Consider the following 26,955-nt stretch of genomic DNA (forward strand, 5'->3'; position numbering starts at 1 on the left):
GCGGCAAAGAGGATCGGCGCAAGCAGGAGCAGGGTAGATTGCAAGATAAAAGGGAGCAACTCTCCCGTGCTATCGTAGGCAAGGGCGCGGCGCACGTACGTGCGCCGCGCGGCGGGCGGCTTGGGATGGAGTTGGGGTGGACTTTGAGAACGGGCACAAATCCTTTACGCAAGGTGCTATAACTGTAGCTCTCTGTAATGATGTGGGCGCCGACTCCTGTGCCGAGGAGAGCGATGGAACGCGAGCCGAATCGACTGCTGCAGCACCTCATCGCGGAGGCGAGTTTCTCTCACAAGGGATTGGCCAGGCGCCTCAACGAGCTGGGTGTCGCACGCGGCGCACCAGGCCTCAAATACGACCACAGCTCCGTCCTGCGCTGGATCGGGGGTCAGAGGCCACGCGATCCGGTGCCATGCCTGCTCACCGAGATCTTCGCACTACGGCTCGGCAGGCCGGTCTCCGCCGAGGACCTCGGCATGCCGGCCGTCATCACCCCCCTCGATCTCGGGCAGGAGTTCACGCACACGTGGCAGGAGGGGATCGCGACCGTGACGGCGCTGTGGCGGGCCGATGTAGAGAGACGCAGATTCCTGATCGACTCGACGTTCGCGATAGGAGCAGGCTCCGTCGGAGCCGTACGCTGGCTGACATCGCCCGCTGAAGGGCGCCCGAACGGCATGGGGACACGGCGGGTGGGCCGTGCCGACATCGCCGCCATCCATGAGGTCACCCGATCCTTCGGTGAGCTCGACAATCGTTTCGGCAGCGGGCGCGTCAGGTCGTCCGTCGTCAAATACCTCGACACCGCCGTCTCCCCGCTGCTCAAGAACGGCTCGTACGGGCAGAGCACCGGCAGGCAGCTCGCCTCCGCGGCCGCGGAGCTGACCCGCCTGGCCGGCTGGATGGCCTACGACATGGAGCAGCACGGCCTCGCCCAGCGCTATCTGATCCAGGCCCTGCGCCTGGCCAGGGGCGCCGACGACCAGACCCTGGGCGGCGAGATCCTCGCCGGGATGGCGCACCAGGCCATCTACATCGGCCAGCCGGCCCATGCCCTCGACCTGGCCAGGGCCGCGCAGATGGCGGCCCGCAAGGCGGGGGTACGCACCCTGCTCGCCTCCGCGCACGTCCTGGAGGCCCACGCGCACGCCGGCCTGGGCGACGCCCGCTCCTGCGGGGGGAGCCTGCACGAGGCCGAGCGCGCCTTCGACGTCCGCAGGCCCGACGACGAGCCCAAGTGGCTCAGCTACTTCGACGAGGCCTACCTGTCGGCGAAGTTCGCCCACTGCTTCCGCGACCTGGGGGAGGGCGAGCGGGTGGTGCGCCAGGCGCGGCGCTCGCTCGACATGGACTCCCGTTATGTCCGGGGCCGGATGTTCAACCTGTCGCTGCTGGCCGCCGGGCTGCTGCAGTGCGGGGAGCTGGAGGAGGCGTGCTCGGCCGCGGCCGGTGCGCTGGCTCTGGGGGGTGAGCTGCAGTCGGCCAGGTCGCGGTCCTACGCGGCCGATCTGCGGCGGCGGCTGGAGCCGTACAAGCAGGAGAAGCCCGTGATGGCGCTGCGCGAGCGCGCTCGCCAGCTCAGCCTCGTGTAGCTCGTGCAGGGAACGGAAAGGCCCGGGCCGTCATGGCCCGGGCCTGCCCGCCGATCACGTGGTGCTTACTTGAGCAGCTCGCCGTTCGGGCCCACGACGGACTTGGTCGCCGCGTAGTTGGCCTTGTTGTAGACGTCGGCGGTCTCGCCGTCGAAGATGGCCGAGCTGATGTAGTCGATCCGGCCGTTCTCGTCGTTGTCGTAGTACATGCTGGTCACGCCGTTGACGTAGCCGGTGCGCTTGGCGTTGTTGTACTTGAGCAGCCACGGGCCGCCGTCGGCGCCCGGGGTCATCGAGCACTTGAGCACCTGGTGCGTCTCGACCCTGAACGTGTTGACCTGCCAGCTCTTCGTGCCGGTCTTGCCCGCGCACCACTTCGGCGTGACGCCGCTGAAGGGACGGTCGCCGTCGGGGTGCGAGGCGCTCGGGTAACCGAAGACCGTGACCGGCTGGTTGAGCGGCTGGTTCCAGGAGAAGCCCTGACCGCCGACGACGTCGCCGAGCCGGCCCATGTCCTTGGCGATGCCGAGGATGTAGCGAGCCTCGTAGTACTTACGCTCGGTGCCCGGCTTCACCCACTTCTGGGTGTAGTAGTGGATGACCGTGTAGTTGCCGCGCTTGTCGGGGCCGGTGCCCTTGTCGCCCGGGCCCTTGTAGGCCTGCCACTGCGTCTTGGTGAGGTGCTCCACGACCGGCTCGCCGAACTTGAAGCCCTGGCCTCGTCCGGTCCTGGCGGCGGCGTAGGCCTGCTTGGAGACCTCGACCTTCTCCACGACGGCGTCCGGGTGGTCGGGGCCGGCCAGCTGGGCGTCCTTGGCGCCCACGGACCAGCAGTGGCCCAGGTTGAGCTGGCACTTGCGGAACTCCTCCGCGCTGACCTCGCGCGGCTTGACCCACTTGTCGCCGGCGAACTCCTTGAACTCCTTCCAGGAGACCTCCTTCTCGGCGCCCAGCATGAAGCCGTTGTGCACCGCGACGAAGGCGTAGTCGCCGTCGTAGTCGTCGTAGGTGTCGAGGTCGTACGCGGTGAAGGCGTAGGCACCGACGTAGACGCCCCAGGGGGCCCGGCCCTGGTAGTAGCCGGGGATGAAGATCCACTTCTGGTAGACGTCGTCGCCGTGCTCGTACACGCAGTGGCCGGCGGTGGCCACCAGGTTGCGGTTACGGGACTGGATGGAGGTGGCCGAGCACCAGCGGTACTGGCCCTTGGAGTCGAGGAAGAAGACCTTGCCGATGGTCTTGGGCAGGTTGACGTTCTTCGAGGCGCCGGCCTTGGCGGTGGTGGTGGGGCCGGTCATGCCGGGCTTGCCGTCGGGGGCGCCCTTGCTGCCCGTGCTGACGAGCTTGGGAACCTGCTTGGAGTCCAGGTTGTACTGAGTGGCCTTCTTGAGCGCGGCCCCGTTGGAGTCGAGCCAGAAGGCGGCAGCTCCGTAAGCGTCGGCCGGCTTCGGGAGGAGGTTGTCGGTCGCCCAGTTGGGCGCGGCGTTGGCGGGCGGGGCGAGGACGGCGGCGCTCAGGCCGACAGCGGCGAGGGGGACGAGCAGGCGCTTCACGGAAGGACTCCACAGTTGTCAAAAAGGGTGTAAAAACCCTATCGACCCATTGGTCACTCTAGTAAGGGGTTTCGCGCAATTTCCAGCAGAAAGGCCGAAGGGCCCGGCTGGCAGCCGAGCCCTTCGGGTGAAGCATGCGAACGATGACTAGGTCGTCGTTCTTGTCCTGCTGGGAACTACTTGACGAGCTTGCCGGACCACGACTTGGACGCGGCGCTGTAGATCGCGGCCGTCTCACCGTCGAAGTACGGCGAGGTGATCGTGTCGTAGCGCTTGTTCTTGTCGCTGTCCATGACCAGGCTCGTGACACCGTTGACGTAGCCGAGGCGCTTGGCGTTGCTGTACTTGAGCAGCCACGGGCCACCCGCGTAGCCACCGGTCACGGCGCACTTCAGGGAGATGTGCTCCTCGACCTTGAACTCGGGGGCCTTGGTGACGTTCTTGCCAGTCTTGCCGTAGCACCACTTCGGCGTGACACCGGTGTAGGGCTTGTTGCCGTCCGGGTGCGCACCCTGCGGGTAACCGAAGGTGCGGACGTACTTGCCGGTCGGCTGGTTCCACGCGAAGCCCTGGCCACCGACGTTGTCGCCGAGACGGCCACCGCTCTTCAGCTCGCGACCAACGATGTTGGGCTCGAGGCGGACGAAGCGGGCGACCTTGCCGGGCTTGAACCACTTCTGCACGTAGTAGTGCGTGATGGTCCAGTTGCCACGGGCGTCCTTGCCGACCGTCGCCGGGTACTTGAACCCGTTCTTCTCCTGGGCCTTCTTGTACGCGAGGGCCTCGTTGAAGGTCACGTTCTCGACGACGGGCTCGCCGAACTTCTTGCCGTTACCCTGGCCGACACCAGCGGCGTCGTAGAAGCTCTTGCGGACCTCGAAACGGTCGACCACAGCGCCGGGGTAGTCCGGGCCGGTGGCCTCGTCGGCCTTGCCCGGGTCCACGTCGTAGTAGTCGGTGGTCGCGGGGTCGAGCTTGCCCTTCTTGTACTCGGCCTCGCTGACCTCGACGTCCTTGACGAACTTCTCGCCCTGGTACGCGTCGTAGGTCTTCCAGTCCACAACCTTCGAGGACTTCTCGACACCCGCGAGGGCGTCGTAGACGGTCACGAAGGCGTAGTCGCGGTCGAAGTCCTCGTAGACCTCGAAGTCGTAGTGGGTGAAGGCCTGCTTGCCCACGTAGATGCCGAACGGGGTCTTGCCCTGGTAGTAGCCGGGCACGAAGACCCAGCGGGACACGACTTCCTTGTTCGCCGCGATGTCGTAGACGCAGTGGCCGGCGGTGGCGACCAGGTTGCGGTACTGCGACTGGATCGAGGTGCCGGAGCACCAGTACAGCTTGCCGTCACGGCCCTCGAAGAAGACCTTACCGATGGACTTCGGCAGGTTCACGTTCTGGGTCTTGGCGACGGTCTTCTTCTCCTCGCCGATGGGCGCGGTGACCCCCGGCTTGGTGTCCGCGCTATAGCCACCACCGCGGACGATCTTGTCGACCTCGAGAACGTCGGGGCTGAAAGCCACGGCGCCCTTGAGGGCGGCGTTGTTGGACTTGGTCCAGAACTCCACGACCTCTTCGGCCTGGGCCTGCGTCTTGGCGAGATCGGCGTTCTCGATGACGTTGTCAGCCTGCGCCGTGCCGGCGAGACCGGCAGCGAGGAGACCAGTGGCCAGAATGGCGCCACCGGCCGGGAGGAGGATGCGCTTCAAGGTAACTCCTTGCGCTGTCGTGGAACGCCTCTTGCGTCCCATGCGTCAGTAAAGGGATAGCCAGGAACATACAGTGTCGATCTTGAGCTCGGGTAGCCGATCTGAAAGGAAAAGTCGCGACAAGCCGGGCGTGATCGTTCTGTGATGTTTAAAAGGCTGATGCGCAGGAGCTGTGTGAAGCTTCGGATGTCACCATTTGGCCTGATCAACATAAGGATGTTGTCAAAGTGGCCATGGGTACGGAGACGTCCTCTTGATCCGGTCTTGCGAAGCGATGTGACGCAGATCACATCGACTTGATGGCACCGTCTGGGCGTCTCATGCGTCCAACCGCCTTCACTTCGCCGGAGAAAAGCAGAGGGGCCCGGCAATATGCCGGGCCCCACGCTCGCAACAGTTAGACGTACGGTCAGGGACCGGTCGCTAGCTGCTACTTAGACGATCTTGCCGGACCACGAAGCGGCCGCGGCCTTGTAGACGGTGTTGGTCTCGCCGTCGAAGTACGGCGACGAGATGTAGTCCACGCGGCCATTGTTGTCCTGGTCGTTGAAGGTGCTGGTGACACCGTTCACGTAGCCGAGACGCTTGGCGTTGCTGTACTTGAACAGCCACGGGCCACCGTCGGCGCCCTCGGTCATGGCGCACTTGAGAGCGACGTGCTCCTCGATCTTCTTGGCGGCGGAGCCGACAAGCTTCTTCGAGGTCTTGCCGTAGCACCACTTGGGCGTGATGCCGGTGTAGTTCTTGTTGCCGTCGGGGTGCGCGCCGGCCGGGTAGCCGAACACGCGGACGTCCTTGCCGGTCGGCTGGTTGTACGCGAAGCCCTGGCCGCCGACGTTGTCGCCGAGGCGACCAGCGTCGAGGGTGGAGCCGTCGACGATGAAGAAGACGGTCTTGTAGAACTTCGTGTCCGTGCCGGGCTTGTACCACTGCTGGACGAAGAAGTGCGTGATCGTCCAGTTGCCGCGACGGTCCTGCTGGACCTTCGCCGGGTACTTCTCCGCGTCCTGCGCCTGCTTGGCCTTGTAGGCGGCGGCCTCGTTGTCGGTCACGATCTCGGTGATGGGCTCACCGAACTTGCGGCCGTTGCCCTGACCCACGCGAGCCGTGCGGTAACGGGCCTCGGAGACCTCGACCTTGCCGACGACGGCGCCGGGGTAGTCGGGGCCGGTCGCCTCAGGCGCCGAGCCACGCTTCGCCCAGTAGGCCTCGGTCCGGGTGGGGTCGAGCTTGCCCGCGCGGAACTCCTCGCGGCTGATCTCGACGTCCTTGGCGTCCTTGATGCCCTGGTACTTGTCCCACTCGGCCTTGGAGACCTGCTTGGCCGTGCCACCCTCGACCTTGACGCCGTTGTAGACGGTGACGAACGCGTAGTCGCGGTCGTAGTCCTCGTAGACGTCGAAGTCGTAGTGGGTGAAGGCCTGCTTGCCGACGTAGATGCCCCAAGGAGCACGGCCCTGGTAGTAACCGGGGACGAAGACCCACTTGGACATGACGTCCGAGTTGGTGGCGGTGTCGTAGACGCAGTGCCCGGCCGTGGCGACCAGGTTGCGGTACTGCGACTGGATGGAGGTGGCGGAGCACCAGCGCTTCTCGCCCTTGCTGTTGACGAAGAACACCTTGCCGATGGTCTTCGGCAGGTTGACGTTCTGCGTCTTGGCGGTGCTCTTCTTCTCCTCGCCGATCGGCGCGGTCACGCCGGGCTTGGTGTCGGCGCTGTAGCCGCCCTTGCTCTGCAGGCGGGCGACGTCGGTCTTGCTGTCCCAGACGTTGGACTCCTTGGCGGCCTTGAGGGCAGCGCCGTTGTTCTCCGCCCAGAAGTCCGCGATGGCCTTCGCGTTGGCAGCGGACGTCGCCATGTTGTCCTTGGCGACGTCGGTGTCAGCCGAGGCCGTACCGGCGAGGCCGGCGGCCAGAAGGCCGGTGGCCAGAAGGGCGCCACCGGCGGGGATGAGGATGCGCTTCAAGGGAACTGCTCCTTGCTCTGTCGTGGGTCGCAACATGCGTCCCATGCGTCAGTAAAGGGATAGCAAGGAACATAGCGTGGTGATCTCCGCAGGTGGAACCCGGTTTGGCGGATCGGGTAGACGCCCTTACCGCCGTGACCTTTCCGTTACCAGTCAGAGATCTTCGCGCGCCGTGATGTGAAAGTTACGTTTGCGCAGGGTGTGAGTGGGTTATCGCTTACGGCACGAAAGTTCCGTTAGCAGTCGTCGCAGAGCGTAGTCGGTTATATGTGACTCAGATCACAGGAACCAGATTTGGGCCTGCCCCGTCTAAGTTCGCCCGATCCTCACAGGTGATCTTCAGGATCGGGCCGGAAGCGTTCAGATCCGGGCTCCTGCGGGCGCTTCTCGTCGGCCCGCACGGGCTTCCCAGGGCCTCTGAGATCCCTTGCGCGGGGCCTGGAAACGCGAACGAGGGCCTCGGTGAGAACCGAGACCCTCGTCTGCTCGCGCGTGACTTACTTGTACAGCTCCCCGTTCGGGCCGACGATCTTGCCCGACCAGACGTTCTTGGCCGCGTTGTAGACGCCGGCCGTCTCACCGTCGAAGTACGGCGAGGTGATGTAGTCGATCCGGTCGTTGCCGTCCTGGTCGGCGAACGTGCTGGTGACGCCGTTCACGTAACCGAGGCGCTTGCCGTTGCTGTAGTTGAGCAGCCAGGGCCCACCGTCGAAGCCGGGCGTCACGGCGCACTTGAGGCCGATGTGCTCCTCGATCTTCAGCCAGGACGCGCCCACCGCCTTGGAGGTGGTCTTGCCGTAGCAGTGCTTCGGCGTCACGCCGCTGTACGGCCGGTTGCCGTCAGGGTGCGGCGCCGACGGGTAGCCGAACGCGCGCACCGCCTTGCCCGTGGCCTGGTTCCAGGCGAAGCCCTGACCGCCGACGTTGTCGCCCAGCCGCCCCGCGTCCTTGGACAGCAGGATGTAGTGGTGGCCGCCCCACGACCGCTTCGGGCCGGTGAAACGCTGGTAGTCCTTGCGGTTGACCTGCTTGACACCGTTGAACTGGATGCCGTTGTAGACGGTGACGAACGCGTAGTCGCGGTCGTAGTCCTCGTAGGTGTCGAAGTCGTAGTGGGTGAAGGCCTGCTTGCCGACGTAGATGCCCCACGGCGTCTTGCCCTGGTAGTAGCCGGGGACGAAGACCCACTTGTCCAGCGTGGAGGAGTTGCTGTCGGTGTCGTACACGCAGTGGCCGGCCGTGGCGACCAGGTTGCGGTAGTTCGACTGGATGGAGGTGGCCGAGCACCAGCGGAACTTGCCGTGGGTGTCGACGAAGAAGACCTTGCCGACGGTCTTGGGCAGGTTCACGTTCTGGGACGAGCCGGTGGATCTGGACTCGCCGGTCGGCGCCGTGAGGCCGGGCTTGCCGTCGGGGGTGTAGCCGCCCTTGGAGACGACCTTCCGCACTTCCTTCGAGTCCCACGTGTACTGCGTCGCGGACCGGAGCGCCTTGCCGTTCGAGGCCAGCCAGAAGGAGGCGACGGAGACGGCGTCGGCGGAGTTGCGGGCCATCGGGTCGTGGGCGATGTCGTTGTCGGCCTGCGCCGTGCCGGACAGGCCGGCGGCGAGCAGACCGGTCGCCAGGAGGGCGCCGCCGGCGGGGAGGAGGGTTCGCTTCAAGGTAACTCCAGGTTGCGCTGACATGAGGCGCCTCGTGCACCTCCGAAATTCAGCTAATGGACAGCCCGGAACCTACAGCTTTGACCGTGTTCGTGTGACGCACGGGAAGATCGTGTCAGCGGTGGGAGCGTGGCCCGTGATCTCGCCGGGATGAAGAAGCCGCTGATCACGCCAAGTGACCAGCCGGTAACTATGACTTACGTCACATTTGACACGGTGGACTGTGCCGCCGCCCGGCGGTAGACCTCTCCGGTCGTGGTGTCGAAGTAAGGCGACGACACCGCGTCGTAGCGGTCTCTGGCGTCCCTGTTCCAGGTCAGGCTGTTGACGCCGTTGAGGCTACCGAGCTTGCGGTTCTTGTCGTAGCCGATCACCCAGGGGCCGCCGCTGGCGCCGTGGCTGAAGTCGCACGGCTGAAGCTCGACGCCCTTCTGCAGGTCGAGGCCGGGGGCCACGGTGTAGCGGGTGCTGCGCTCGGGGCACTCCAACAGCGTCTTGCCGTCGAACGGGCGCGAGCCGTCGGGCTGCGCGCCCGCCGGGTAGCCGAAGGGCCTGGCGGTGTACGAGCCGGGCTTCTTGTTCAGCTCGATCCCCAGGCCGCCCACGTTGTCCTGGAGCCGGCCGACGTCCTGCATGACGTAGTCGCCGTTCTTGGCGACCCAGGTGAACCCGCGGTTCACCGTGACGAAGGCGTAGTCGTAGTCGTAGTCGACCTTGCCCATCCAGTCCTCGTGCAGGCTGATCGAGGCGCCCACGTAGATGCCGTCAGGCGTCTCGCCGTTGGTGCCCGGGTTGGGGACGAAGATCCAGTAGTCGGCGGGCTTGGCCTGGCGCGAGTCGTACGCGCAGTGCGCGGCCGTGGCGACGACGCTGCGGTTCTTGGCGGCGATCGAGCTGGCGGAGCACCAGTACTCCTTGTCGCCGAAGCGGAAGAAGACCTTCCCCATGGTCATCGCGGAGCCCTTGCGCGGCAGCGCGGGCGCGACGCTCTGAGCGGCGATCGATCGCCGCACCCCGGCCACGGGGTTGGCGGGGGCGGCCGCGGCGGCGGTCGAGCTCGCCGGGGCGGCGGCGCCGGGGGTGGCCGGGCTGTAGCTGTCGCTCTTCTTCAGGCGGTCGGGCTTCCAGTAGTTCGCGACCCGCTTGACGTCCGCGACCGTCCTGGCCAGCGGGACGGCGTACACCTTGCTGATGGGAGCGGCGGCGGTGCTGCTCGTGACGGCGCTCGTTGTGACGGTGCTCGTGGTGATGGCGCTTCCCGCTGCGGTGTATCCCGTGGCGCTGTGAGCGTTCCACGCGGCGGCGGTGGCGGTCCCCGTGAGGGCGGGCAGCATCAGCAGCGAGCTGCTCAGCGCAGCCGCCGCTAGGTGCCGGGCCCGGGGGATCATGAAATGCGCCTTTCTTGGGGTTGTAAGGGTGGATTTTTCCAGATGTACAGACTGTATTGCAGCTTGGATAGAGATTCGTTACCTGATCAAGGGTGCATCGTGAACTATAAGGACACTGTCAGCCGAACACTCCCGATACACGTTAATGATCATTAGCGAGTTGGCATAGTCGCAGGTCAGGCGGGGTTCGGTTGCGTATGTCCGTGCGCGCTAATGCGCGCATTCCCGGCCATGATCAGGATCGTTCCAGTGGCGCACGCCACGTCGCCGCGGCCCCATTCCCGGCCCAGGGGAAGGCCCCGGATCCACTGGGGAACCGGGGCCCGGGTGCAGGCTCGCTCAGTGCTAGCTCGCTGCTCGATCAGCGCCAGTTGCCGGTCCAGCGGTTGGCGGCGGCCTTGTAGACCTTGTAGGTGTCGGTGTTGAAGTACGGCGACGAGATGTGGTCGTACCGGTCGTTGCCGTCGGTGTCCCACGCGACGCTGTTGACGCCGACGAGGTAGCCGGTGCGCGACGCGCTCTTGTAGTTGTAGATGAACGGCCCGCCGCTCGCGCCGGCGGTGAAGGAGCACTTGAAGCCGATGTGCTCCTGGAGGTTGTACTTCCTGGCCTCGGGCATCGGCTTGGTCTTGCCGTAGCAGTACTTCATGGTGCGGCCGGTGAACGGCTTGTCGCCGTCGGGGTGCTCGCCCGCCGGGTAGCCGAAGGAGAACACGTTCAGCTTGGTGCTCCGGTTCCAGGTGAAGCCCTGGCCACCGACGTTGTCACCGAGCCGGCCGACGTTCTTGACCGTCCACTTCCACTTGCCGCCGACCTTCTCCCACTTGACCTTGATGCCGTTGAAGACGTTGACGAACGCGTAGTCGTAGTCGTAGTCCTCCTTCACCACGAAGTCGTCGTGCGCGTTGAACGTCTTGGCGGCGTAGATGCCGTAGGGCGCCTTGCCCTCCCAGACCTTGTCGCCGTCCCAGTAGGACGGGATGAAGATCCAGTTGTCGTAGAAGGTGTTCTTCTTGGTGTCGTACACGCAGTGGGCGGAGGTCGCCACGAGGTTGCGGTACTTGCTCTGCACCGAGCTGGCCGAGCAGTAGCGCCAGTTCTTCGGGTTGCGCGGGTCGGCCTTGGGCAGCGTGAAGAAGACGCGGCCGACCGTGTTGGGCAGGTTGACGTGCTTGCTCTTCTTGGACTTCGTCTTCTCCGCGCCGATCGGCGGAACGGAGCCTGCGGGACCGTCGGGGGAGTCGTTCCTGCCCTTGACGCCCTTGGTGGACAGGTCGACGCCGTCGTCGTAGTCGGTGGCCAGCTTGATGCGGTCCGGCGTCCAGAACTGGACCGCCTGCTCAGCAGGGGTGGCCGAGTTCCTGGACACGACGTCCGAGGGTGCGGTCGCGCTCGCCGCGCCGCCGCTGACCATTCCCGCCGCCAGCCCGATGGCCACGAGGCCGGCGAGGGGGATCGCGATGCGCCTTGCTCGGGAATTCATGGAGCTCCTCTCAGCTTTCGGCGGCCCAGAGCGGGGTACTGCGCCCCGGTGGGCCAGGAAAACGTTGGGAACGTTAATGAACGGCCCGATCCGGCCGCCAGGAAACGACGCGAAAAAGCATGAGCCGGTTCCATTCCGTTATAGAAATAGCGAGTTCGCATGTATTCTGAATTAGCATTTCCGCAGGTCAACGGCCTGATTTATTTTCTCTGACCACAGCGGTAACGCCAATTATCAAGCGCCACTCCTTATCAACCGAACCTTGTTCTGGTTAGATGGCGGCATGGACCCTCGCACGCCCTGTCTCATTGGCATCGCCCAACTCACCATTCGCGAACAGCCGGGCCCTGAACCGCTGGATCTGTGGGAGTCGGTCGCCCGCGCCGCCGCGGATGACGCGCGGCTGCCCGTCGGGCGGCTCGACTCGATCCAGATCGTCCACACCGACTCGTGGCAGTACGACTCGCCGGTCGGCCGCCTCGCCGAGCGCCTCGGCGCCACTCTGCGCCACCAGGTCTACTCCAAGGTCAGCGGTACGGCTCCGCAGTTGCTCATCGGCGCCGCCGCAGCCGGGATCGCGGCGGGCGAGCTGGAGTCCGCGCTGGTCACGGGGGCCGAGGCGCTGGCCACGCGGCGGGCGTACCGGAAGGCGGGCGAGCACGCGCCGTGGAGTCACCCCGCCGACCCGCGGCCTCCGTACGGGTGGGAGCGGCCGCCGCATCCCTCGGCGCTCGCGCACGGGCTGTTCTTGCCGGTGCACACCTATCCGATCATGGAGACGGCGCGGCGGGCGGCGATCGGGCTCACCATCGAGGAGGAGATGCGCGAACGGGCCCGGATCATGGCCCCGATGACCGAGGTGGCGGCGGCGAACCCGCACGCCTGGCGCCGGGTCGCGCGCTCCCCTGACGAGCTGCTCGACCGCTTCGTCGGCTGGCCGTACACCAGGAGCACCGTGGCCGTGCTGGAGGTGGACCAGGCGGCGGCCGTCGTCCTGGCCAGCTCGCGACTGGCCGACCGGCTCGGGGTGCCCCAGGATCGGCGGGTCTACCTGCGTGGATGGGCGTACGCGGAGGACACCTGGGAGGTGGCGGCGCGGCCCGAGCTCGGCTCCTCGCCAGCCATCGCCGCCGCCGCGCGGGCCGCGTTCGAGCGCGCCGGGCTCGGGCTGGACGACATGCACGCACTCGACCTCTACAGCTGTTTCGCGATCGCGCTGCGGCAGGCGTGCGACGCGATCGGGCTCGACCCGCTGGACCCGCGCGGGCTCACGGTCACCGGCGGGCTGCCGTACGCGGGCGGGCCGGCCAGCGACTACGTGCTGCACTCCACGGCGACGATGGCGGGGCTGCTGCGGGCCCAGTCGGGGCATGGGCTGGTCACCGGGGTGGGGATGCACCTGACCAAGCACACGTACGCGGTGTGGTCGAGCTCGCCGGGCGGGCGGCTGGGCCGTGCCTCGCCGGTGCACACGTCCGAGGAGGTGCCCATCGTGGCGGCGTACGAGGGGGCGGGGAAGGTGGCCGGCTACTCGGTGGCGCACGGGCCAGGGGGTGCGGCCGAGAAGGGGTTCCTGGTGGTGGAGGTGCCAGGAGGGCGGGCTTACGCGGTGGTGGAGGAGGCGGACCTGCTCGCGGAGGCGGAGGGGCGGGAGCTTGTGGGGCAGGAGGTGCGGGTGGCGACCGATGGGAAGGTCAATGTGGCCTCCTGGTGACTTAAACTTGGCATCAAATCTGTGACCGAGTGACTACTATCCGGTGTTGACATTTTTATGTCAGCGGCGGACGCTGGAGTCATGCGGAGGACAACGGTGCGCATCGACGAAACGCTCCTCAACGAGGCGAAGGCGTACGCGGCGAAAAACGGACGAAGTCTCACCTCAGTCATGGAGGATGCCTTGCGACAACTCATCAACCGTTCCACGGAAGTGGCGGAGCGACCCCGCGTCGAGCTCCCGCTCTCCGGACCCGACTCCGGGCCCACACTGGCCTGGGCCGAGGTCAAGGAGCTTCTCGGCCAGGACGACATCCAGAAGGTGCTGGGGGCCGGCCATGCGCATGCTTGACACCAACGTGCTCTTCAACGCGCAACGACGCGACGCACAGCACCATGAGCAGTGCCACGCCGTCCTCCTCGACCTCCTCAACGGTGACGAGGCCTACGCGGTCAGTGACTTCGCGCTCAGTGGCTTCATCCGTACGGTGACGGATCGCCGCATTCCAGGTCACACCTCGTTCGAGGTCGCGCGCGAGTTCGCCGACATCGTTCGCCATCAACCGCATGCGGTCGTCGTGCACGCCGGCCCGCGGCACTGGGAGATCTTCGTCAAGCTCTGCCGCGGCGCCGGTGCGCAAGGCCGCCTCATCCCAGACGCCTACCTCGCCGCACTCGCCATCGAGCACGGTTGTGAATTCGTGACCTGCGATCAGGATTTCGCCAAGTTCGAGGGCTTGCGCTGGAGGTCGCCCCTGAACTGAACTGGAGTTCAAGGGCGCAAGCCGGCACCGACTCGGCTAGGAACGTCGTGGCGGAACAGTTCGACGTCATCGAAGCAGGCGAGCGCGGCCGCCGCCGGTGGACAGGGCTGCTGGTCGTGCTGGCGCTCCTGCTCATCCCCGTTATCGGCCTGCTCGTGAGCCGGGACCCCGAGCCCGAAGCCGAGTCCGAGCCCCCTGCCGCGACCGCGACCCCAGAGCCCATCAGATCCCTGACCCGGCTGGACAACGCACCCAACATCGTCAACCCGCCCGCCGTGCGCAAGCAGGGGGACGAGGTCATCCAGGTGGTGTTCCCGCACGGCGTGCGGGCCGAGGTGCGTTATCCGGCCGATCTGGATCTCGACGACATGGGGTCGCGGCCGTTCCACGGAGCGTGGGTCGAGGGCCGCTTCCGCCAGTTCGTCGCCCCGTACGGCGGTCAGTTGGAGGTCACCCGCGGCGGGCAGCCGATCAGAAACTACGCCTCCAACGTGACCCTCTGGCCACGCCAGGCCGGCAGTGGCTTCTACGGTCAGGTGCTGCTGTTCGAGTTCGGTCCGTGGCGGCTGGCGATGTACGACCGGGGAGAGGGGCTGACGTTCGACCAACGGCTGTCGCTGGCCCGCAACCTGCGCGGGCGGGTGACCAAGGACGGCTTCCTCGTCCTGTCGGCGCGGCGCGACATCCGGCTGACCAGACCGGGGGAGCAGGTCCAGGGCCATCCGGTCGGACCGCAGCTGTGGTTCGGCGGCGGGGCGGGGCAGATGGTGGCCCTCGTACCGACACCCGACTGCGCCGACAACCGCGCCCTACCGGACGTCATCGAAGGCCGGGGCCGCCCGAGCGAGACGGTGTGCCGCGGCGACATGCTGATCGCCGTTACCGGCTCGACGGAGTTCAGGAAGCAGGCGATCGAAGAGATCCGGGTCATGGTCAAGTGACCCTACGCACTGGTCGGGGGCGTCGGGGACCTGCCGGATGCTTACCGGGTAGCGCTGGGGGAGCATCGGGCGGTTGCTGGGTAGTGCCGAGAGCTTGCCGGGCAGTACCAGGCGCGTCGGTCGGGCAGCGCTGCGGGTCTGTCGGGTGTCCGTCGGGTGGTGCTGCGGATTTGGTGGGTGCCCGCTGTCGGGTGGCGTTGGGCGGGGACGGGCTCGGTCGGGTGTTTGGTGGGCAGCGCTGGGTCTGCCGGGTGGCGTTGGGTGGAGCCGGGCTCGGGAGTTGGGGTGTCGGGGCAGTGCCGGGCAGTTGTCGGGTGGCGTTGTGGGGCGTCCGCCGAGCAGTGCAGCGGATTTGGTATCGCGTGGGGTGTGGTGGTGTGCGTGCTGCCTGCGCTGCTGCCGCTTGCTGTTGGCCTGCTGCCCGGGGAGGTGTCGTGCAGTGCCAAGATTTGTCGCCAACCTCAACACCACCCCCCGCCCCCAAAAGCCCCCACTCAACAGTCCCCCAACCGACCCCCACCCCATCAACGCCACCCGCCAAACGCCCGACAGATTCTGCGTCACCCGGCCGCCGCTCTACGATCCCCAGCATCGCCGACCAAGACCCCACGCTGCGCGGCCTCGCCCAGCGGGCACCAAATCCGCACACCATCCGGCGGACACCCAACAGACCCAACTTCGCTCGACAGGAACCCGGCGTAGCACCGCCCGACGAATGCCCACCAGTCAGCGACACCGCCCGACACACCCGGCACTGGTCAGCGAAAAACTGGCCGCCACCCAGCAAGCGCTCTGGGAGGGTGACGGGGTGGGGTGATCGGGTTGAAGTAGGGTGCGGCCATGTTCGCCGTAACCGCCACACAGACCGATCCCGACAACCCGCTCGCCGGCCTGACGCTGGGCGAGCGTCCCGAGCCGAAGGCGCCGGACGGGTGGACGACCGTCTCGGTGCGGGCCGCCGCGCTCAACCACCACGACGTGTGGACGCTCAAGGGCGTCGGCATCCGGCAGGACCGGCTGCCGATCGTGCTCGGCTGCGACGCCGCCGGCGTGGACGAGGACGGCAACGAGGTGATCGTGCACTCCGTGATCGGCACCGGTGCCGATGAGACGCTCGATCCCAAGCGCACGCTGCTGTCCGAGCAGCACGACGGTACGTTCGCCGAGCGTGTGGCGGTGCCGCGCCGCAATCTGGTGCCCAAGCCGGCCTCGCTCAGCTTCGAGCACGCGGCCTGCCTGCCGACGGCGTGGCTGACCGCGTACCGGATGTTGTTCGACAAGGCTGGGCTGGAGCCCGGCTCCACCGTGCTGGTGCAGGGGGCCGGCGGGGGCGTCGCGACCGCGGTGATCGCGCTCGGACGGGCCGCCGGCTACCGGATCTGGGCCACCAGCCGTTCGGAGAGCAAGCGGGAACGGGCTCTGCAACTGGGCGCCGACCAGGTCTTCGAGCCGGGTGCGCGGCTGCCGGAACGGGTGGACGCGGTCATGGAGACCGTCGGCCAGGCCACCTGGGATCACTCGCTCAAGTCGCTCAAGCCCGGCGGGCGCATCGTCGTCTCCGGCGCCACCAGCGGCGCGGTTCCGCCCGCCGACCTGAACCGGGTCTTCTTCCTGCAGTTGTCCGTGATCGGTTCCACGATGGGGACGCGGGAGCAGCTCGGGCGGCTGGCGGTGTTCCTGGAGCAGACGGGGCTGCGGCCGGAGATCGACCGGGTGCTGCCGCTGACCGAAGCGCGCGACGGGTTCGCCGCCATGGCGTCGGGGGAGATCTTCGGAAAGATCGTCTTTACCGTCTGAATAAGTGATGGGTTACTTCTGGCGCTTCCGGGTGATACAAGAGGTAGTGGTTGTGTCACCCGGGAGGTTGTCATGATGCACATCGAGCCCTTCGGCCCAGGTTCGATGCACTGGGACACGACCGGCGAATATCGCAACCTGCTCGTGGCCGGCAGCGCGCTGGTGCTCCAGACCATGCATCCGGCGGTCGGCGCGGCGGTGGCCGAGCACTCCACGTACAAGGACGACCCGTGGGGGCGGCTGGAGCGCACGCTCGTGTCCGTGCAGAAGTGGGTGTACGGCGGCGCCGACGGCCCGGCCGAGGGGCGGCGGCTCAGGGAGCTGCACAAGCCGATCAGCGGAGTGGACGAGAGCGGCCGGCCCTACCACGCGCTGAACGGCGAGGCGTGGGCATGGGTGCATCTGTCGCTGTTCGAGCGGTTCATCGTGCTCAACCGCTATTTCGGCACCCCGTTCACGCGCGACCAGGAGCGGCGCTTCTACGCCGAGTCGCGGCAGCTCGGCGCGATCCTGCGGGTGCCCGAGCGGGAGCTGCCCGAGGACCTGGACGCGTTCTGGCGCTACTTCGACCGGATGGTGGCCGAGCGGCTGGAGGCGCATCCGACCGCGCTCGACGTGCTCTCGGTCATGCGCGGCACCCCGGCGCCACCCGGGCTGCCCGCTCCGCTGCGCCGGTTGTGGACGCCAGTGGGTGCCGGGGCGGGTGAGTTCAACTATTTCCTCACGGTCGGCACCCTGCCGTCCGCCGTACGACGGAAGCTCGGCCTGCGCTGGACGGGCCGCGAGGAGCGGCGGCTGCGGCATCTCGGGCACGCGGTGGCCATGCTGACCCCGCGCCTGCCTGAGCGTCTGCGCTACATGCCCATCGCCTACCACGCCCGCAAGGCGGCCCGCGCCTCCCGCCGCCCCGACCGAAACCACCTCCGCTCCGCGTAAAGGTTGTTTTGAAGGGATTCTCTGCGGGTTGCGGCTTGCCGGACGGGCCTGGGGAACGCCGACTCCCTTTCGTTTCGTCGCCCGTGGGGAGCAATCGGATCCGCGCCCGGTTCGCCTGGACGTGGATGAGGCTTGGGCGGGGTCAGCGGTCGAGGATGTCGTGGATGGTGCGGCTGGTCTCGTGCAGTGTCGTACGCAGTTCGTCCAGCTGCTCCGGGGTGAGCCGGGCCTGTGACGCCTCCTCGCGGACCTGGGCGACGAAGTCGGCCAGCAGTTCGCCCAGCTCGGCGTCCAACGCGGCCCTGTTGGCCGGTGCGCCGGACGGCTGGCCGCCGAGTGTGGCCCAGACCTCCGACCAGATCCGGCGCCACTCCCCGCTGAGCCGCTCGCCCTCGTCCTGCCAGTGGGTGGCGTGTTCCATCCACTGGCGCTTCTGCTGCTCCCTGAGGCGCCTGATGTCCTCTTTCTGCTTCTGGCGCAGTCGCCTGGTGTCCTCGGCAGCGCCCGTACGGACGTCCTTGGCCATCCGGGTCAGCTCGTCGCGCAGCGACTTGACCGTGTCGCGGACGTCCTCCTTGACCTCGCGGGCGATGTCGCGCACCGAGGCGGAGATCTCCTGCTCCAGGTCGTCGAGCTCGTCGAGCCGGGCGTTCAGCTCCTCGCGCCCCTTGTCGGTGATCGAGAACACCTTTTTGCCCTCGACCACCTCGTGCGTCACCAGGCCCTCCTCCTCCAGGCGGGCCAGACGCGGATAGATCGTGCCGGGAGAGGGCGAATAGACGCCGAGGAAGCGGTCCTGGAGCAGCCGGATGACCTCGTAGCCGTGGCGCGGGCTCTCTTCCAGCAGCTTGAGCAGGTACAGCCGGAGCCGGCCGTGACCGAAGACAGGGCTCATTCCTTCTCTCCCTTGAGCAGCGTGACCTCGCCGGAGACCGTGATCGCCGACAGCGAGGCCATGCCGCCACCCAGCCGTCCCGACATCGTCTTGGAGCCGGGGTTGTTCGTGTTGGACAGTCCGTCGAAGGTGCTGACCAGCCGGCCGGAGGTGGATCTGAAGCTGACGTCCGCCTCCACGTTCTTGGGCAGCCTGACCAGGATGTCACCAGAAACACTGTTGAGTGTCACGTGACCCGTGGGACGCAGGAGGAGATCGGCGGTGATGCGGCCGGAGACGCTGTTGGCCTTCAGCCGGCGCGGCGTGCCGTGGGCCACGGTCAGGTCGCCCGAGACGCTGACGAACGACAGGTCGCCGCCCAGCGCCCGGCTCTCCACGGCGCCCGAGACGGTGTTGGCGGCCACGTCGCCGCTGACGCCGTCGAGCACGATGTCGCCGGAGACGCTCTTGATGTTCGTGACCTTCTCGAACCCGGCCACCAGCGCGGGCGCGGTCACCACGCCCGCCTTGACCCGGCAGCGCTTGGGCACGGTGATGGACAGGACCGTTCTGCGCTTGTCCCGGCGCAGCCAGCCGAGCAGGCCGTCCCAGGTGAGGTCGCGATAGGCGATGGTGAGCTCTTTGTTCGCCTCGTCGTAGGTGACCAGGAGCGGGGAGGCGGAGTCGAACTCGGCCACCTCCAGGGTGGGTGGGCCGTCGCTGGCCAGCACGTCGAGGCGGCCGGCGACGATGCGCACGTCGAGTGAGTCCACGTCGCCGAAGGTCAGTTGCCCCGGCTCTTCGATCGTCCACTGCTGCATGCTCCGCCGGCCCTCTCTTGTGGGTACGTTCCTACATAAATCACGATATGTCGCGTTGGCGGCAAACTCAAGATGTATCGCGTTATGGAGTGCGGGTGAGGGCAGCCGACATCGCAGGACCAACCGGTGCGACCCTGTCGGGTGACGGTGGCCGTGCTGTGGCAAAGGCCGTGCTATTTACGGACAAGGGCGGGAATCAGTCGTCGTCCTCGTCGTCCAGGCGGGCCAGCCACGTGGCCAAGCGCTCGATCGGAGTCTCGAACTCCGGGTTGAGGTCGACGAACTCGCGCAGCCGCTCCCCGAGCCACAGCAGGCTGACCTCTTCCTCGCCCCGCCGCTCGACCAGCTCCTCGATCCCCCGATCGGTGAAGTACATCGTTCTCCCCTTTCCAACCGCCGGGCCCGACAAGGGGCCTGGATGTGACGTGACCGGACAAAGCAGCGAGCCCCCGGCGAGTACCGGGGGCTCGCTGGTAAGACGGCTCAGCCGAAGATCTGGTGCTGGATCTCTTCGAGCTCGGTGTCGTGCGAGTTGTGCGAACCCGTCGCCGGCGAGCTGTTGGGCCTGCGCGACACGCGCCGCACGGACCGTCCGCCCAGTGTCCCCGGGTCCTCGGCCAGCTTGAGGGTCAGGTACGGCCACGGCCCCATGTTGGCCGGCTCGTCCTGGGCCCACACCAGCTCGACCTGGTCGCCGTAGCGCCCCAGCTCGGCCGCCAGCTCGTCCGACGGGAACGGGTAGAGCCGCTCCAGCCGCACGAGGGCGACGTCGTCACGGCCCGACTTGTCGCGCGCCGCGGCCAGCTCGTAGTAGAGCTTGCCGGAGGTGAGCACGACCTTGGTCACCTTGCCGGGGTCGACGGTGGTGTCGCCGAGGACCGGCTGGAAGGTGCCCGACGTGAAGTCGGCCGCCTTCGAGGTGGCCGCCTTGTGGCGCAGCAGCCACTTGGGCGTGAAGACCACCATCGGCTTGTGCCGCTCCGACTCCACCTGCCAGCGCAGCAGGTGGAAGTAGTTGGCCGGAGTGGTGGGCTGCGCGACCGTCATGTTGTCGAGCGCGCAGACCTGGAGGAAGCGCTCGATGCGGGCGGAGGAGTGGTCGGGGCCCTGGCCCTCGAAACCGTGCGGCAGCAGCAGCACGACCGAGGACTTCTGACCCCACTTCTGCTCGCCCGACGAGATGAACTCGTCGATGATCGTCTGGGCGCCGTTGACGAAGTCGCCGAACTGCGCCTCCCAGAGGACCAGCGCGTCGGGACGGACCACGCTGTAGCCGTATTCGAAGCCCAGCGCCGCGAACTCGCTGAGCAGCGAGTCGTAGACGTAGAACTTCGTGGTGCCGTGGTTGAACGTCTTGAGCGGCGTGTGGTCGGCGCCGGTCATCCGGTCCACCAGGACGGCGTGGCGCTGGGTGAACGTGCCGCGCCGGGAGTCCTGGCCGACCAGGCGCACCGGGTGGCCGTCGATCAGCAGCGAGCCGAACGCCAGCGTCTCGCCCATCGCCCAGTCGATCGCGTCCTGCTCGACGCTCTGACCGCGGCGCTGCAGCACCGGCGCGAGGCGCGGGTGCGGCGTGAAGCCCTCGGGCAGGTTGAGCTGGGTGTCGACGATGCGCTTGAGCGTCTCGTCGCTGATCGCGGTCGGCGTGTCCTCGTGGGACCACTTGACGACCTCGGTCGGCGGCACCCGCATCGCGCCCGCCTCCAGCGGCTTCTTCGCCGCCTCGCGGGTCTCGGTGAACGCCTGCTCCAGCTTGGCCTGGTAGTCGCGCAGCGCCTGCTCGGCCTCTTCGACCGTGATGTCGCCGCGGCCGATCAGGGCCTCGGTGTAGAGCTTGCGGGTCGAGCGCTTGGCGTCGATGAGGTCGTACATCAGCGGCTGGGTGAAGGCGGGGTTGTCGCCCTCGTTGTGGCCGCGGCGGCGGTAGCAGATGAGGTCGATGACGACGTCCTTGCGGAACGCCTGGCGGTATTCGTAGGCCAGCTCGCCCACGCGTACCACGGCCTCGGGGTCGTCGCCGTTGACGTGGAAGATCGGCGCCTGGATCATCCGCGCCACGTCGGTCGCGTAGACCGAGGAGCGGGAGGAGGCGGGCGAGGTCGTGAAGCCGACCTGGTTGTTGACCACCACGTGCACGGTTCCGCCGGTGCGGTAGCCGCGCAGCTGCGACAGGTTGAGCGTCTCGGCCACGACGCCCTGGCCGGCGAAGGCCGCGTCGCCGTGGATGAGGACCGGCAGGACCGTGAAGCCCTCCTCGCCGCGCTCCAGCAGGTCCTGCTTGGCGCGGACCACGCCTTCGAGCACCGGGTCGACGGCCTCCAGGTGGGAGGGGTTGGCGACCACGGACGCGGTGATGGTCTTGCCGCTCGGCGCGGTGAACTCGCCGCTCGCGCCCAGGTGGTACTTCACGTCGCCCGAGCCGTGCGCGGTGCGCGGGTCGATGTTGCCCTCGAACTCGCCGAAGATCTGGGCGTAGGACTTGCCCACGATGTTGGCCAGCACGTTGAGCCGGCCGCGGTGGGCCATGCCGATGACGACCTCGTCGAGGTCCTCGTCGGCGGCGTCGCTGATCACCGAGTCGAGCAGCGGGATCAGGGACTCGCCGCCCTCCAGCGAGAAGCGCTTCTGGCCGACGAACTTCGTCTGCAGGAACGTCTCGAACGCCTCGGCGGTGTTGAGCCGCGACAGGATGTTGAGCTGCTCGTCGCGCTCGGGCGACTTGTGCGGCTTCTCCACCCGCGCTTGGATCCAGGCACGCTCCTCGGGGTTCTGGATGTGCATGTACTCGATGCCGACGGTGCGGCAGTAGGAGTCACGCAGCACGCCCAGGATCTCGCGCAGCTTCATCAGCGGCCGGCCGCCGAAGCCGCCGGTGGCGAACTCGCGCTCCAGGTCCCACAGCGTCAGGCCGTGTGACTGGATGTCGAGGTCGGGGTGCTTGCGCTGCTTGTATTCGAGCGGGTCGGTCTCGGCCATGAGGTGCCCGCGCACGCGGTAGGCGTGGATGAGCTCGATGACGCGCGCGGACTTGGCCACGTCGTCGTCGTGGGAGGCCGAGATGTCCTGGACCCAGCGGACCGGCTCGTACGGGATCCGCAGCGCCTCGAAGATCTCGTCGTAGAAGCCGTCCTCGCCGAGCAGCAGCCGGTGGATCTGCCGCAGGAAGTCGCCCGACTGGGCGCCCTGGATGATCCGGTGGTCGTAGGTGCTGGTCAGCGTCATGACCTTGGAGACGGCCAGACGCGAGAGCGTGTCGGGGGAGGCCCCCTGGTATTCGGCCGGGTATTCCATCGCGCCGACGCCGATGATCGTGCCCTGGCCGGGCATGAGGCGCGGAACGGAGTGGACCGTGCCGATGGTGCCGGGGTTGGTCAGCGAGATCGTGGTGCCGGCGAAGTCGTCGACGCCCAGCTTGCCGGAGCGAGCCTTGCGGACGACGTCTTCGTAGGCGACCCAGAACTGCCGGAAGTCCATCTCCTCCGCGCCCTTGATGGAGGGCACGAGGAGCTGGCGGTCACCGTTGCTCTTCTGCACGTCGATGGCCAGGCCGAAGCCGACGTGCTCGGGCTTGACCAGGGTCGGCTTGCCGTCGATCTCCGCGTAGGAGTAGTTCATCTCCGGCATGGCGCGCAGCGCCTTGACGATCGCGAAGCCGATCAGATGGGTGAAGGAGATCTTGCCGCCACGGCCCCGCTTCAGGTGATTGTTGATCACGATGCGGTTGTCGATGAGCAGCTTGGCCGGGATGGCCCGCACACTGGTCGCCGTCGGAACCGTCAGTGACAGGTCCATGTTGGCGGCCGTGCGTGCGGCGGCGCCGCGCAGCTTGACCTCTTCGGCGCCCTTGGGCACCGCGGCGGCCGGCTGCTTCGGCTTCTCGGCCACGGGCTGCGCCTTGGGCGCCACCTTGGCCGGTGCCGTTGGAGGCGGCGCGGTGACAGTGCCGTTCGCCGCCTCCCTGACCGGGGTTCGGCCCGGTCCGTAATCAGGGTTGTAGTCAGCGAAGAAGTTCCACCAGGCCTTGTCGACAGACTCGGGATCTTGGAGGTACTTCTGGTACAGCTCGTCGACAAGCCACTCGTTCTGACCAAAGCTTGCCAGCGGGTTTGTCCGCGACGACTCAGACGACACGGCGGAAATCGCCCTCTTCCGCAGATCGGCGTTGATGTTAGAGAACCTGTCCAAGGCTACTCGCCCGGACTGGCAACGCGCGCCGAAGAGCCCGCGCCGCCTCGAACGATCCTCTCAGGACGGCGCGGAGAGGTCACGCTCGCCTAGTCAATCCGGGTAGTGCGCCATTTATTACTCTTTGGTATCAACGTCGATGCCTGAGGTTTATTTCCCGCCAGAAAGCAGCCTGGTGGTGATCCGTACCTCTGGGGACAACTCGGACAGGAGGTCCGCCAGCTCCTCGCCGGCCTGCTTGAGCTCCTCCAGTGACATGGGTTCCAGGCGTTCGAGCAGGAAGATCGCGTTGGTGGTCTCCTCGGTGAGGCGCGTGCGCACCACCTGGCGCCAGTTCCACCGGCGGCAGGTGACGCCGGCGTCGTCGCGCCAGATCACCTCGCCGGGCTCGGGCTGCCCGAGCGCCTCCTCCGACGGCTCGTCGCCGGCGGCCCTGACCAGCCGGGCCGGGCCGACGTAGCGGTCGAGGTCCTCGCCGCCGATGGGCAGCGCGTGCTTGACGCTGATCGAGTTGTACGCGTCGACCGCGCGGTTGATCTCCGGCAGCGGCATGCGGCGGGTGAGCGCGTCGACCGAGGGCCGGGTGCGCTGCGGCTTGGCGCCGAAGGCGCGGTAGGCGCCCTTCCAGGCGTCGATCTTGTCCGTCTGCACCTCCACCTCGGACGCCTCGGCCAGCCAGGCCCGGGTGCGGTCGTCGGTGGGCCCGTTGTTCAGGCCGTGCGCGGTCATGACCAGCACCGCGAAGTCGGGTCGCAGGGCGAGGACGGAGTCGTCCACCCAGATGTCGTCGAGCATCCACACAGTTTAGAAGCCGGGGAACCCGGGAGCGGAAACCGCAAAATTCACTTTGCAAAATTCGCTTTGCGGTTTATCGTCGGTCGTATGCAGGAGTCGTACAAGATCACCGACCCGCAGGTGCTCAGGGCGGTCACCCATCCGCTGCGGGCCCGCCTGCTCGGTCTGCTGCGCGCCGACGGCCCGGCCACCGCGAGCGAGCTCGGCCGCAAGATGGGCGAGAGCTCCGGCTCGACCAGCTACCACCTCCGCGAGCTGTTCAAGTTCGGCTTCATCGAGGAGGACGACGACCGGCGCGACGGCCGCGAGCGCCGCTGGCGGGCCCGCCACCGCTACACCTCGTGGAACAGCAGGGAGATGTCCGACACCCCTGAGGGGCGCGAGGTGATCAAGGTCATGCGGCTGTGGCAGGCCGAGGCGCTCGGGCAGGTCGTGCAGGAGTTCGACGAGGCCGAGTGGTCTCCCGAGTGGGTGGAGACGGCCGGCATGAGCGACCACATCGCCGAGCTGCCGCCGGCCGGGCTGGCGGAGTTCATGGCGCGCACGGAGGAGATCCTGCGCGAGCTGACCGCCCGCCACGCGGGGGCTCCTGACATCGAGCAGGTACGGATCTGGGTGGGGGGCTTCCCCAGAGCCCGGGAGGAGAGATCATCATGACCGCGCGATCGGCGTACCGGCGTTACCTGCTCGTCAGCTTCCTGACCTGGCTGCCCGTGGGGCTCATGGCGGCCGGCATGGTGCTGCTGATGAGCGAGAGGGGGCTCGGCCTGGCCCAGATCGGCCTGGTGATCACCGTCTACTCGCTCGTGGCCGTCTGCCTGGAGCTGCCCACGGGCGGCTTCGCCGACGTCGTGGGGCGGCGCGTGGTGCTGGCCGCCTCGGCCGCGGTCACGGTGGCGGCGCTCGCGCTGATCAGCGTGTCCACGACGTTCTGGATGTTCGTGGCGAGCGGCGTGCTGAAGGGCGTGGCCAGGGCGCTGTCCAGCGGCCCGGCCACCTCCTGGTACGTCGACACGCTGCACGGCATCGAGGGCCGGGACGCCGACCTCAAACCGGGCCTGGCCGGGGGCAGCGCGATGGAGTCCGTGGCCCTGTGCGTGGGCGTGCTGGCGGGTGGCGCCCTGCCGCTCCTGGTGCCGCCCTCGCTGATCTTCCCGCTGGCCGCGCCGTCCATGGTGGGCGCGGTGGCGGCGCTGGTGCTGCTGGTGGTGGTGCTCATCGCGATGCCCGAGCCGGCCCACGAGCGCCGCTCGTTCGGCGGCGTCCTGCGCGAGGTTCCCGCCACGGTGGCGGGTGGCGTCAGGCTCGCGCTGCGGGGCGCGGTGCTGCGCCGGCTCATGCTCGCCGCCGTCGTCTCCGGCGTCGTCCTGACCGGCATCGAGCTGCTCACGCCCGGCCGGCTGGCCGAGCTGGCGGGCACGGCCGAGCGCGGCAGCCTGGCCTACGCGGTGGTGGCGGCGCTCGGGTTCGCCGGCAGCGCGGCGGGCAGTTCGCTCGCGCCCCGCGCGGCGCGGCTGGCGGGCGGCTCCGCGCGGGGCGCCATCGCGGGGACGGTGCTGATGGCGCTCTCGGTCGCCGCGCTGGCCGCCACGGCGGACCTCCGCGGCGCCGCGGGGCTGGTGAGCGCCGGGCTGGCCTACGTCGCGCTCTTCGTGGGCCTCGCGGTGGCGGGCGTGCTGTGCCTGGAGATGACCCACAAAGCGGTCACCGCCGCCGAGCGCACCACGGTCACCTCGACCAGTTCGCTGTCCCTTCAGGGCGGCGGGGCCGCGGCCAACCTCGCGCTCGGCGCCCTGGCCGCCCAGGCCGGCCTGCCGGTGGCGTGGGGGATCACGGCGGCGGTGGCGCTGGTCTCGGTGCTGGTGTTCGTCCGGATGCCCCTGGTCGGGGTGGTCACAAGCTCCAGTCCAGATCAGGTCCTACCGGCACGATCCGGCTCGGGTTGATGCCGGGCTGGGTGAGGTAGTAATGACGCTTGATCTGGTCGAAGTCGGTGGTTTCGCCGAAGGCCGGGATGGCATGCAGCCGGCGCGCGTACGCCCAGAGTGCCGGATAGTCCACCAGCCGGCGGACCGAGCACTTGAAGTGCGTGTGATAGACCGCGTCGAACCTGGCCAGAGTCGTGTAGAGGCGCACATCGCTGTCGGTGAGCGTGTCGAAGAGGTGCTCCGACCCGGCCAGGCGCACCTCCAGGAAGTCGAGGGTGGTGAACACCCGCGCGACCGCCTCCTCGTACACCTGCTGGTCACGGGAGAAGCCGGCCTCGTAGACCGCGTTGTTGAGGCCGTGGTAGAGGCGGTCGTTCATGATGTCGATGTCGGGGCGCAGGCGTTCCGGATAGAGGTCGGGGGAGGTCCCCCATGACGTCTCCAGGTCGAGGGTGATCTGGGGGAAGTCGTTGGTGACGATCCGCTTGTCCTGGGTGTCCCAGATGCAGGGGACGGTGTAGCGGCCCGTGTAGTCGGGGTCGGTGGCGAGGTAGAGCTCCGACAGGTATTCCGGGTCGCCGCCAGGGACGCGCCAGCCCTTCTCGTCCCTGATGGGGTCCACGATCGTGACGTCCAGCAGGTCCTCCAGGCCGAGGAGCGCGCGGACGATCAGCACCCGCTGGGCCCATGGGCAGGCGTAGGAGGCGTAGAGCCGGTAGCGGCCGGGCGCGGGCGGGCCCAGGCGATCGGTGAAACGGTTGGGCTGCCGGACGAAGCGGCCATCGGCGTCGAACTCGCGGCTCGGCTTCATGACCCCAGTAGAACACGATTCGGGCGCAGAACTATATTCG

At 67.7% G+C, this 26,955-nt stretch carries 21 protein-coding genes; 9 read left to right on the forward strand and 12 right to left on the reverse strand.

Features of this window, described 5'->3' with window-relative positions; genetic code table 11:
* The first annotated feature begins 233 nt into the window (after positions 1-233).
* Positions 234-1,592 carry a hypothetical protein gene (locus tag AB0C28_RS42935; RefSeq protein WP_357848875.1) on the forward strand — a complete coding sequence of 453 codons (1,359 nt, stop codon included), beginning with the start codon at positions 234-236 and terminating at the stop codon, positions 1,590-1,592.
* Positions 1,593-1,657: 65 nt separating this feature from the next.
* Here the strand turns inward: AB0C28_RS42935 and AB0C28_RS42940 are convergent, their stop codons facing one another.
* From AB0C28_RS42940 to AB0C28_RS42965, 6 genes are all read right to left on the reverse strand, one after another.
* Positions 1,658-3,145: a hypothetical protein gene (locus AB0C28_RS42940; protein ID WP_346110336.1), complete on the reverse strand. Its 1,488-nt coding sequence runs from the start codon at positions 3,143-3,145 to the stop codon at positions 1,658-1,660.
* Between the two features lie 176 nt (positions 3,146-3,321).
* Positions 3,322-4,851 carry a hypothetical protein gene (locus AB0C28_RS42945; RefSeq protein ID WP_358081516.1) on the reverse strand — a complete coding sequence of 510 codons (1,530 nt, stop codon included), beginning with the start codon at positions 4,849-4,851 and terminating at the stop codon, positions 3,322-3,324.
* Positions 4,852-5,285: 434 nt separating this feature from the next.
* The gene (locus AB0C28_RS42950) at positions 5,286-6,818 is read right to left on the reverse strand and encodes a hypothetical protein (protein WP_357848867.1); all 1,533 of its coding nucleotides are present in this window, start codon (positions 6,816-6,818) and stop codon (positions 5,286-5,288) included.
* 497 nt (positions 6,819-7,315) lie between these two features.
* A complete protein-coding gene (locus AB0C28_RS42955; RefSeq protein WP_357848864.1) occupies positions 7,316-8,479 on the reverse strand; it encodes a hypothetical protein in 1,164 nt (387 codons plus the stop codon).
* A gap of 197 nt (positions 8,480-8,676) precedes the next feature.
* Positions 8,677-9,867 (reverse strand): hypothetical protein, encoded by a 1,191-nt coding sequence (locus tag AB0C28_RS42960; protein ID WP_357848862.1) that lies wholly within the window; start codon positions 9,865-9,867, stop codon positions 8,677-8,679.
* Between the two features lie 361 nt (positions 9,868-10,228).
* On the reverse strand, positions 10,229-11,350 hold the full coding sequence (locus tag AB0C28_RS42965; RefSeq protein ID WP_346110331.1) for a serine protease: 1,122 nt from the start codon (positions 11,348-11,350) through the stop codon (positions 10,229-10,231).
* 283 nt (positions 11,351-11,633) lie between these two features.
* Here AB0C28_RS42965 and AB0C28_RS42970 point away from each other — a divergent pair, with 283 nt between their 5' ends.
* The 6 genes from AB0C28_RS42970 (at position 11,634) to AB0C28_RS42995 (ending at position 17,501) form a co-directional block, all read left to right on the forward strand.
* Positions 11,634-13,064, forward strand: a complete 1,431-nt coding sequence (locus AB0C28_RS42970) for an acetyl-CoA synthetase (protein ID WP_357848859.1) — start codon at positions 11,634-11,636, stop codon at positions 13,062-13,064.
* A 96-nt stretch (positions 13,065-13,160) separates the two neighbouring features.
* The gene (locus AB0C28_RS42975) at positions 13,161-13,415 is read left to right on the forward strand and encodes a hypothetical protein (RefSeq protein ID WP_357848856.1); all 255 of its coding nucleotides are present in this window, start codon (positions 13,161-13,163) and stop codon (positions 13,413-13,415) included.
* Complete coding sequence (locus AB0C28_RS42980) at positions 13,402-13,827, forward strand: type II toxin-antitoxin system VapC family toxin (protein WP_357848853.1); 426 nt, start codon at positions 13,402-13,404, stop codon at positions 13,825-13,827. The genes AB0C28_RS42975 and AB0C28_RS42980 overlap by 14 nt, the downstream gene beginning before the upstream one ends.
* 47 nt (positions 13,828-13,874) lie before the next feature.
* The gene (locus AB0C28_RS42985) at positions 13,875-14,768 is read left to right on the forward strand and encodes a hypothetical protein (protein WP_358081519.1); all 894 of its coding nucleotides are present in this window, start codon (positions 13,875-13,877) and stop codon (positions 14,766-14,768) included.
* An 840-nt stretch (positions 14,769-15,608) separates the two neighbouring features.
* Positions 15,609-16,565: a zinc-binding dehydrogenase gene (locus AB0C28_RS42990; RefSeq protein ID WP_357848847.1), complete on the forward strand. Its 957-nt coding sequence runs from the start codon at positions 15,609-15,611 to the stop codon at positions 16,563-16,565.
* A 72-nt stretch (positions 16,566-16,637) separates the two neighbouring features.
* Positions 16,638-17,501, forward strand: a complete 864-nt coding sequence (locus AB0C28_RS42995) for an oxygenase MpaB family protein (protein WP_357848844.1) — start codon at positions 16,638-16,640, stop codon at positions 17,499-17,501.
* Between the two features lie 142 nt (positions 17,502-17,643).
* Here the strand turns inward: AB0C28_RS42995 and AB0C28_RS43000 are convergent, their stop codons facing one another.
* The 5 genes from AB0C28_RS43000 to AB0C28_RS43020 all read right to left on the reverse strand — a co-directional run bounded on the left by AB0C28_RS43000 (position 17,644) and on the right by AB0C28_RS43020 (position 24,176).
* Positions 17,644-18,396 (reverse strand): PadR family transcriptional regulator, encoded by a 753-nt coding sequence (locus AB0C28_RS43000; RefSeq protein WP_358081522.1) that lies wholly within the window; start codon positions 18,394-18,396, stop codon positions 17,644-17,646.
* Positions 18,393-19,196, reverse strand: a complete 804-nt coding sequence (locus tag AB0C28_RS43005) for a DUF4097 family beta strand repeat-containing protein (protein ID WP_358081525.1) — start codon at positions 19,194-19,196, stop codon at positions 18,393-18,395. The genes AB0C28_RS43000 and AB0C28_RS43005 overlap by 4 nt, the downstream gene beginning before the upstream one ends.
* A gap of 196 nt (positions 19,197-19,392) precedes the next feature.
* The gene (locus AB0C28_RS43010) at positions 19,393-19,572 is read right to left on the reverse strand and encodes a DUF6104 family protein (RefSeq protein WP_357848834.1); all 180 of its coding nucleotides are present in this window, start codon (positions 19,570-19,572) and stop codon (positions 19,393-19,395) included.
* A gap of 107 nt (positions 19,573-19,679) precedes the next feature.
* Positions 19,680-23,327, reverse strand: a complete 3,648-nt coding sequence (locus AB0C28_RS43015; protein WP_357848831.1) for a multifunctional oxoglutarate decarboxylase/oxoglutarate dehydrogenase thiamine pyrophosphate-binding subunit/dihydrolipoyllysine-residue succinyltransferase subunit — start codon at positions 23,325-23,327, stop codon at positions 19,680-19,682.
* A gap of 204 nt (positions 23,328-23,531) precedes the next feature.
* Positions 23,532-24,176 carry a phenylalanine--tRNA ligase beta subunit-related protein gene (locus AB0C28_RS43020; protein ID WP_358081528.1) on the reverse strand — a complete coding sequence of 215 codons (645 nt, stop codon included), beginning with the start codon at positions 24,174-24,176 and terminating at the stop codon, positions 23,532-23,534.
* A gap of 87 nt (positions 24,177-24,263) precedes the next feature.
* Between AB0C28_RS43020 and AB0C28_RS43025 the strand changes: the two genes are divergently transcribed.
* Both AB0C28_RS43025 and AB0C28_RS43030 read left to right on the forward strand, forming a co-directional pair.
* Positions 24,264-24,833 (forward strand): helix-turn-helix domain-containing protein, encoded by a 570-nt coding sequence (locus AB0C28_RS43025; RefSeq protein WP_357848825.1) that lies wholly within the window; start codon positions 24,264-24,266, stop codon positions 24,831-24,833.
* Positions 24,830-26,122, forward strand: coding sequence for an MFS transporter (locus AB0C28_RS43030; RefSeq protein WP_357848822.1), 1,293 nt, complete (start codon positions 24,830-24,832; stop codon positions 26,120-26,122). Before AB0C28_RS43025 ends, AB0C28_RS43030 begins: the two co-directional genes overlap by 4 nt.
* On the opposite strand, the gene AB0C28_RS43035 is transcribed toward AB0C28_RS43030, so the two are convergent.
* Positions 26,070-26,915 carry a glutathione S-transferase C-terminal domain-containing protein gene (locus tag AB0C28_RS43035; RefSeq protein ID WP_358081531.1) on the reverse strand — a complete coding sequence of 282 codons (846 nt, stop codon included), beginning with the start codon at positions 26,913-26,915 and terminating at the stop codon, positions 26,070-26,072. The two genes, AB0C28_RS43030 and AB0C28_RS43035, sit on opposite strands and share 53 nt — an antisense overlap.
* Positions 26,916-26,955 lie beyond the last annotated feature (40 nt).

Source organism: Nonomuraea sp. NPDC048892, from assembly GCF_040649735.1.
Lineage (GTDB): Bacteria > Actinomycetota > Actinomycetes > Streptosporangiales > Streptosporangiaceae > Nonomuraea > Nonomuraea maheshkhaliensis.

Bases quoted from the DNA above. Each gene is read 5' to 3' on its own strand.
- AB0C28_RS42935 (WP_357848875.1), top strand. From the start codon at position 234: ATGGAACGCGAGCCGAATCGACTGCTGCAGCACCTCATCGCGGAGGCG.
- AB0C28_RS42960 (WP_357848862.1), bottom strand. From the start codon at position 9,867: ATGATCCCCCGGGCCCGGCACCTAGCGGCGGCTGCGCTGAGCAGCTCG.
- AB0C28_RS42965 (WP_346110331.1), bottom strand. From the start codon at position 11,350: ATGAATTCCCGAGCAAGGCGCATCGCGATCCCCCTCGCCGGCCTCGTG.
- AB0C28_RS42970 (WP_357848859.1), top strand. From the start codon at position 11,634: ATGGACCCTCGCACGCCCTGTCTCATTGGCATCGCCCAACTCACCATT.
- AB0C28_RS42980 (WP_357848853.1), top strand. From the start codon at position 13,402: ATGCGCATGCTTGACACCAACGTGCTCTTCAACGCGCAACGACGCGAC.
- AB0C28_RS42990 (WP_357848847.1), top strand. From the start codon at position 15,609: ATGTTCGCCGTAACCGCCACACAGACCGATCCCGACAACCCGCTCGCC.
- AB0C28_RS42995 (WP_357848844.1), top strand. From the start codon at position 16,638: ATGATGCACATCGAGCCCTTCGGCCCAGGTTCGATGCACTGGGACACG.
- AB0C28_RS43000 (WP_358081522.1), bottom strand. From the start codon at position 18,396: ATGAGCCCTGTCTTCGGTCACGGCCGGCTCCGGCTGTACCTGCTCAAG.
- AB0C28_RS43005 (WP_358081525.1), bottom strand. From the start codon at position 19,196: ATGCAGCAGTGGACGATCGAAGAGCCGGGGCAACTGACCTTCGGCGAC.
- AB0C28_RS43010 (WP_357848834.1), bottom strand. From the start codon at position 19,572: ATGTACTTCACCGATCGGGGGATCGAGGAGCTGGTCGAGCGGCGGGGC.
- AB0C28_RS43020 (WP_358081528.1), bottom strand. From the start codon at position 24,176: ATGCTCGACGACATCTGGGTGGACGACTCCGTCCTCGCCCTGCGACCC.
- AB0C28_RS43025 (WP_357848825.1), top strand. From the start codon at position 24,264: ATGCAGGAGTCGTACAAGATCACCGACCCGCAGGTGCTCAGGGCGGTC.
- AB0C28_RS43030 (WP_357848822.1), top strand. From the start codon at position 24,830: ATGACCGCGCGATCGGCGTACCGGCGTTACCTGCTCGTCAGCTTCCTG.
- AB0C28_RS43035 (WP_358081531.1), bottom strand. From the start codon at position 26,915: ATGAAGCCGAGCCGCGAGTTCGACGCCGATGGCCGCTTCGTCCGGCAG.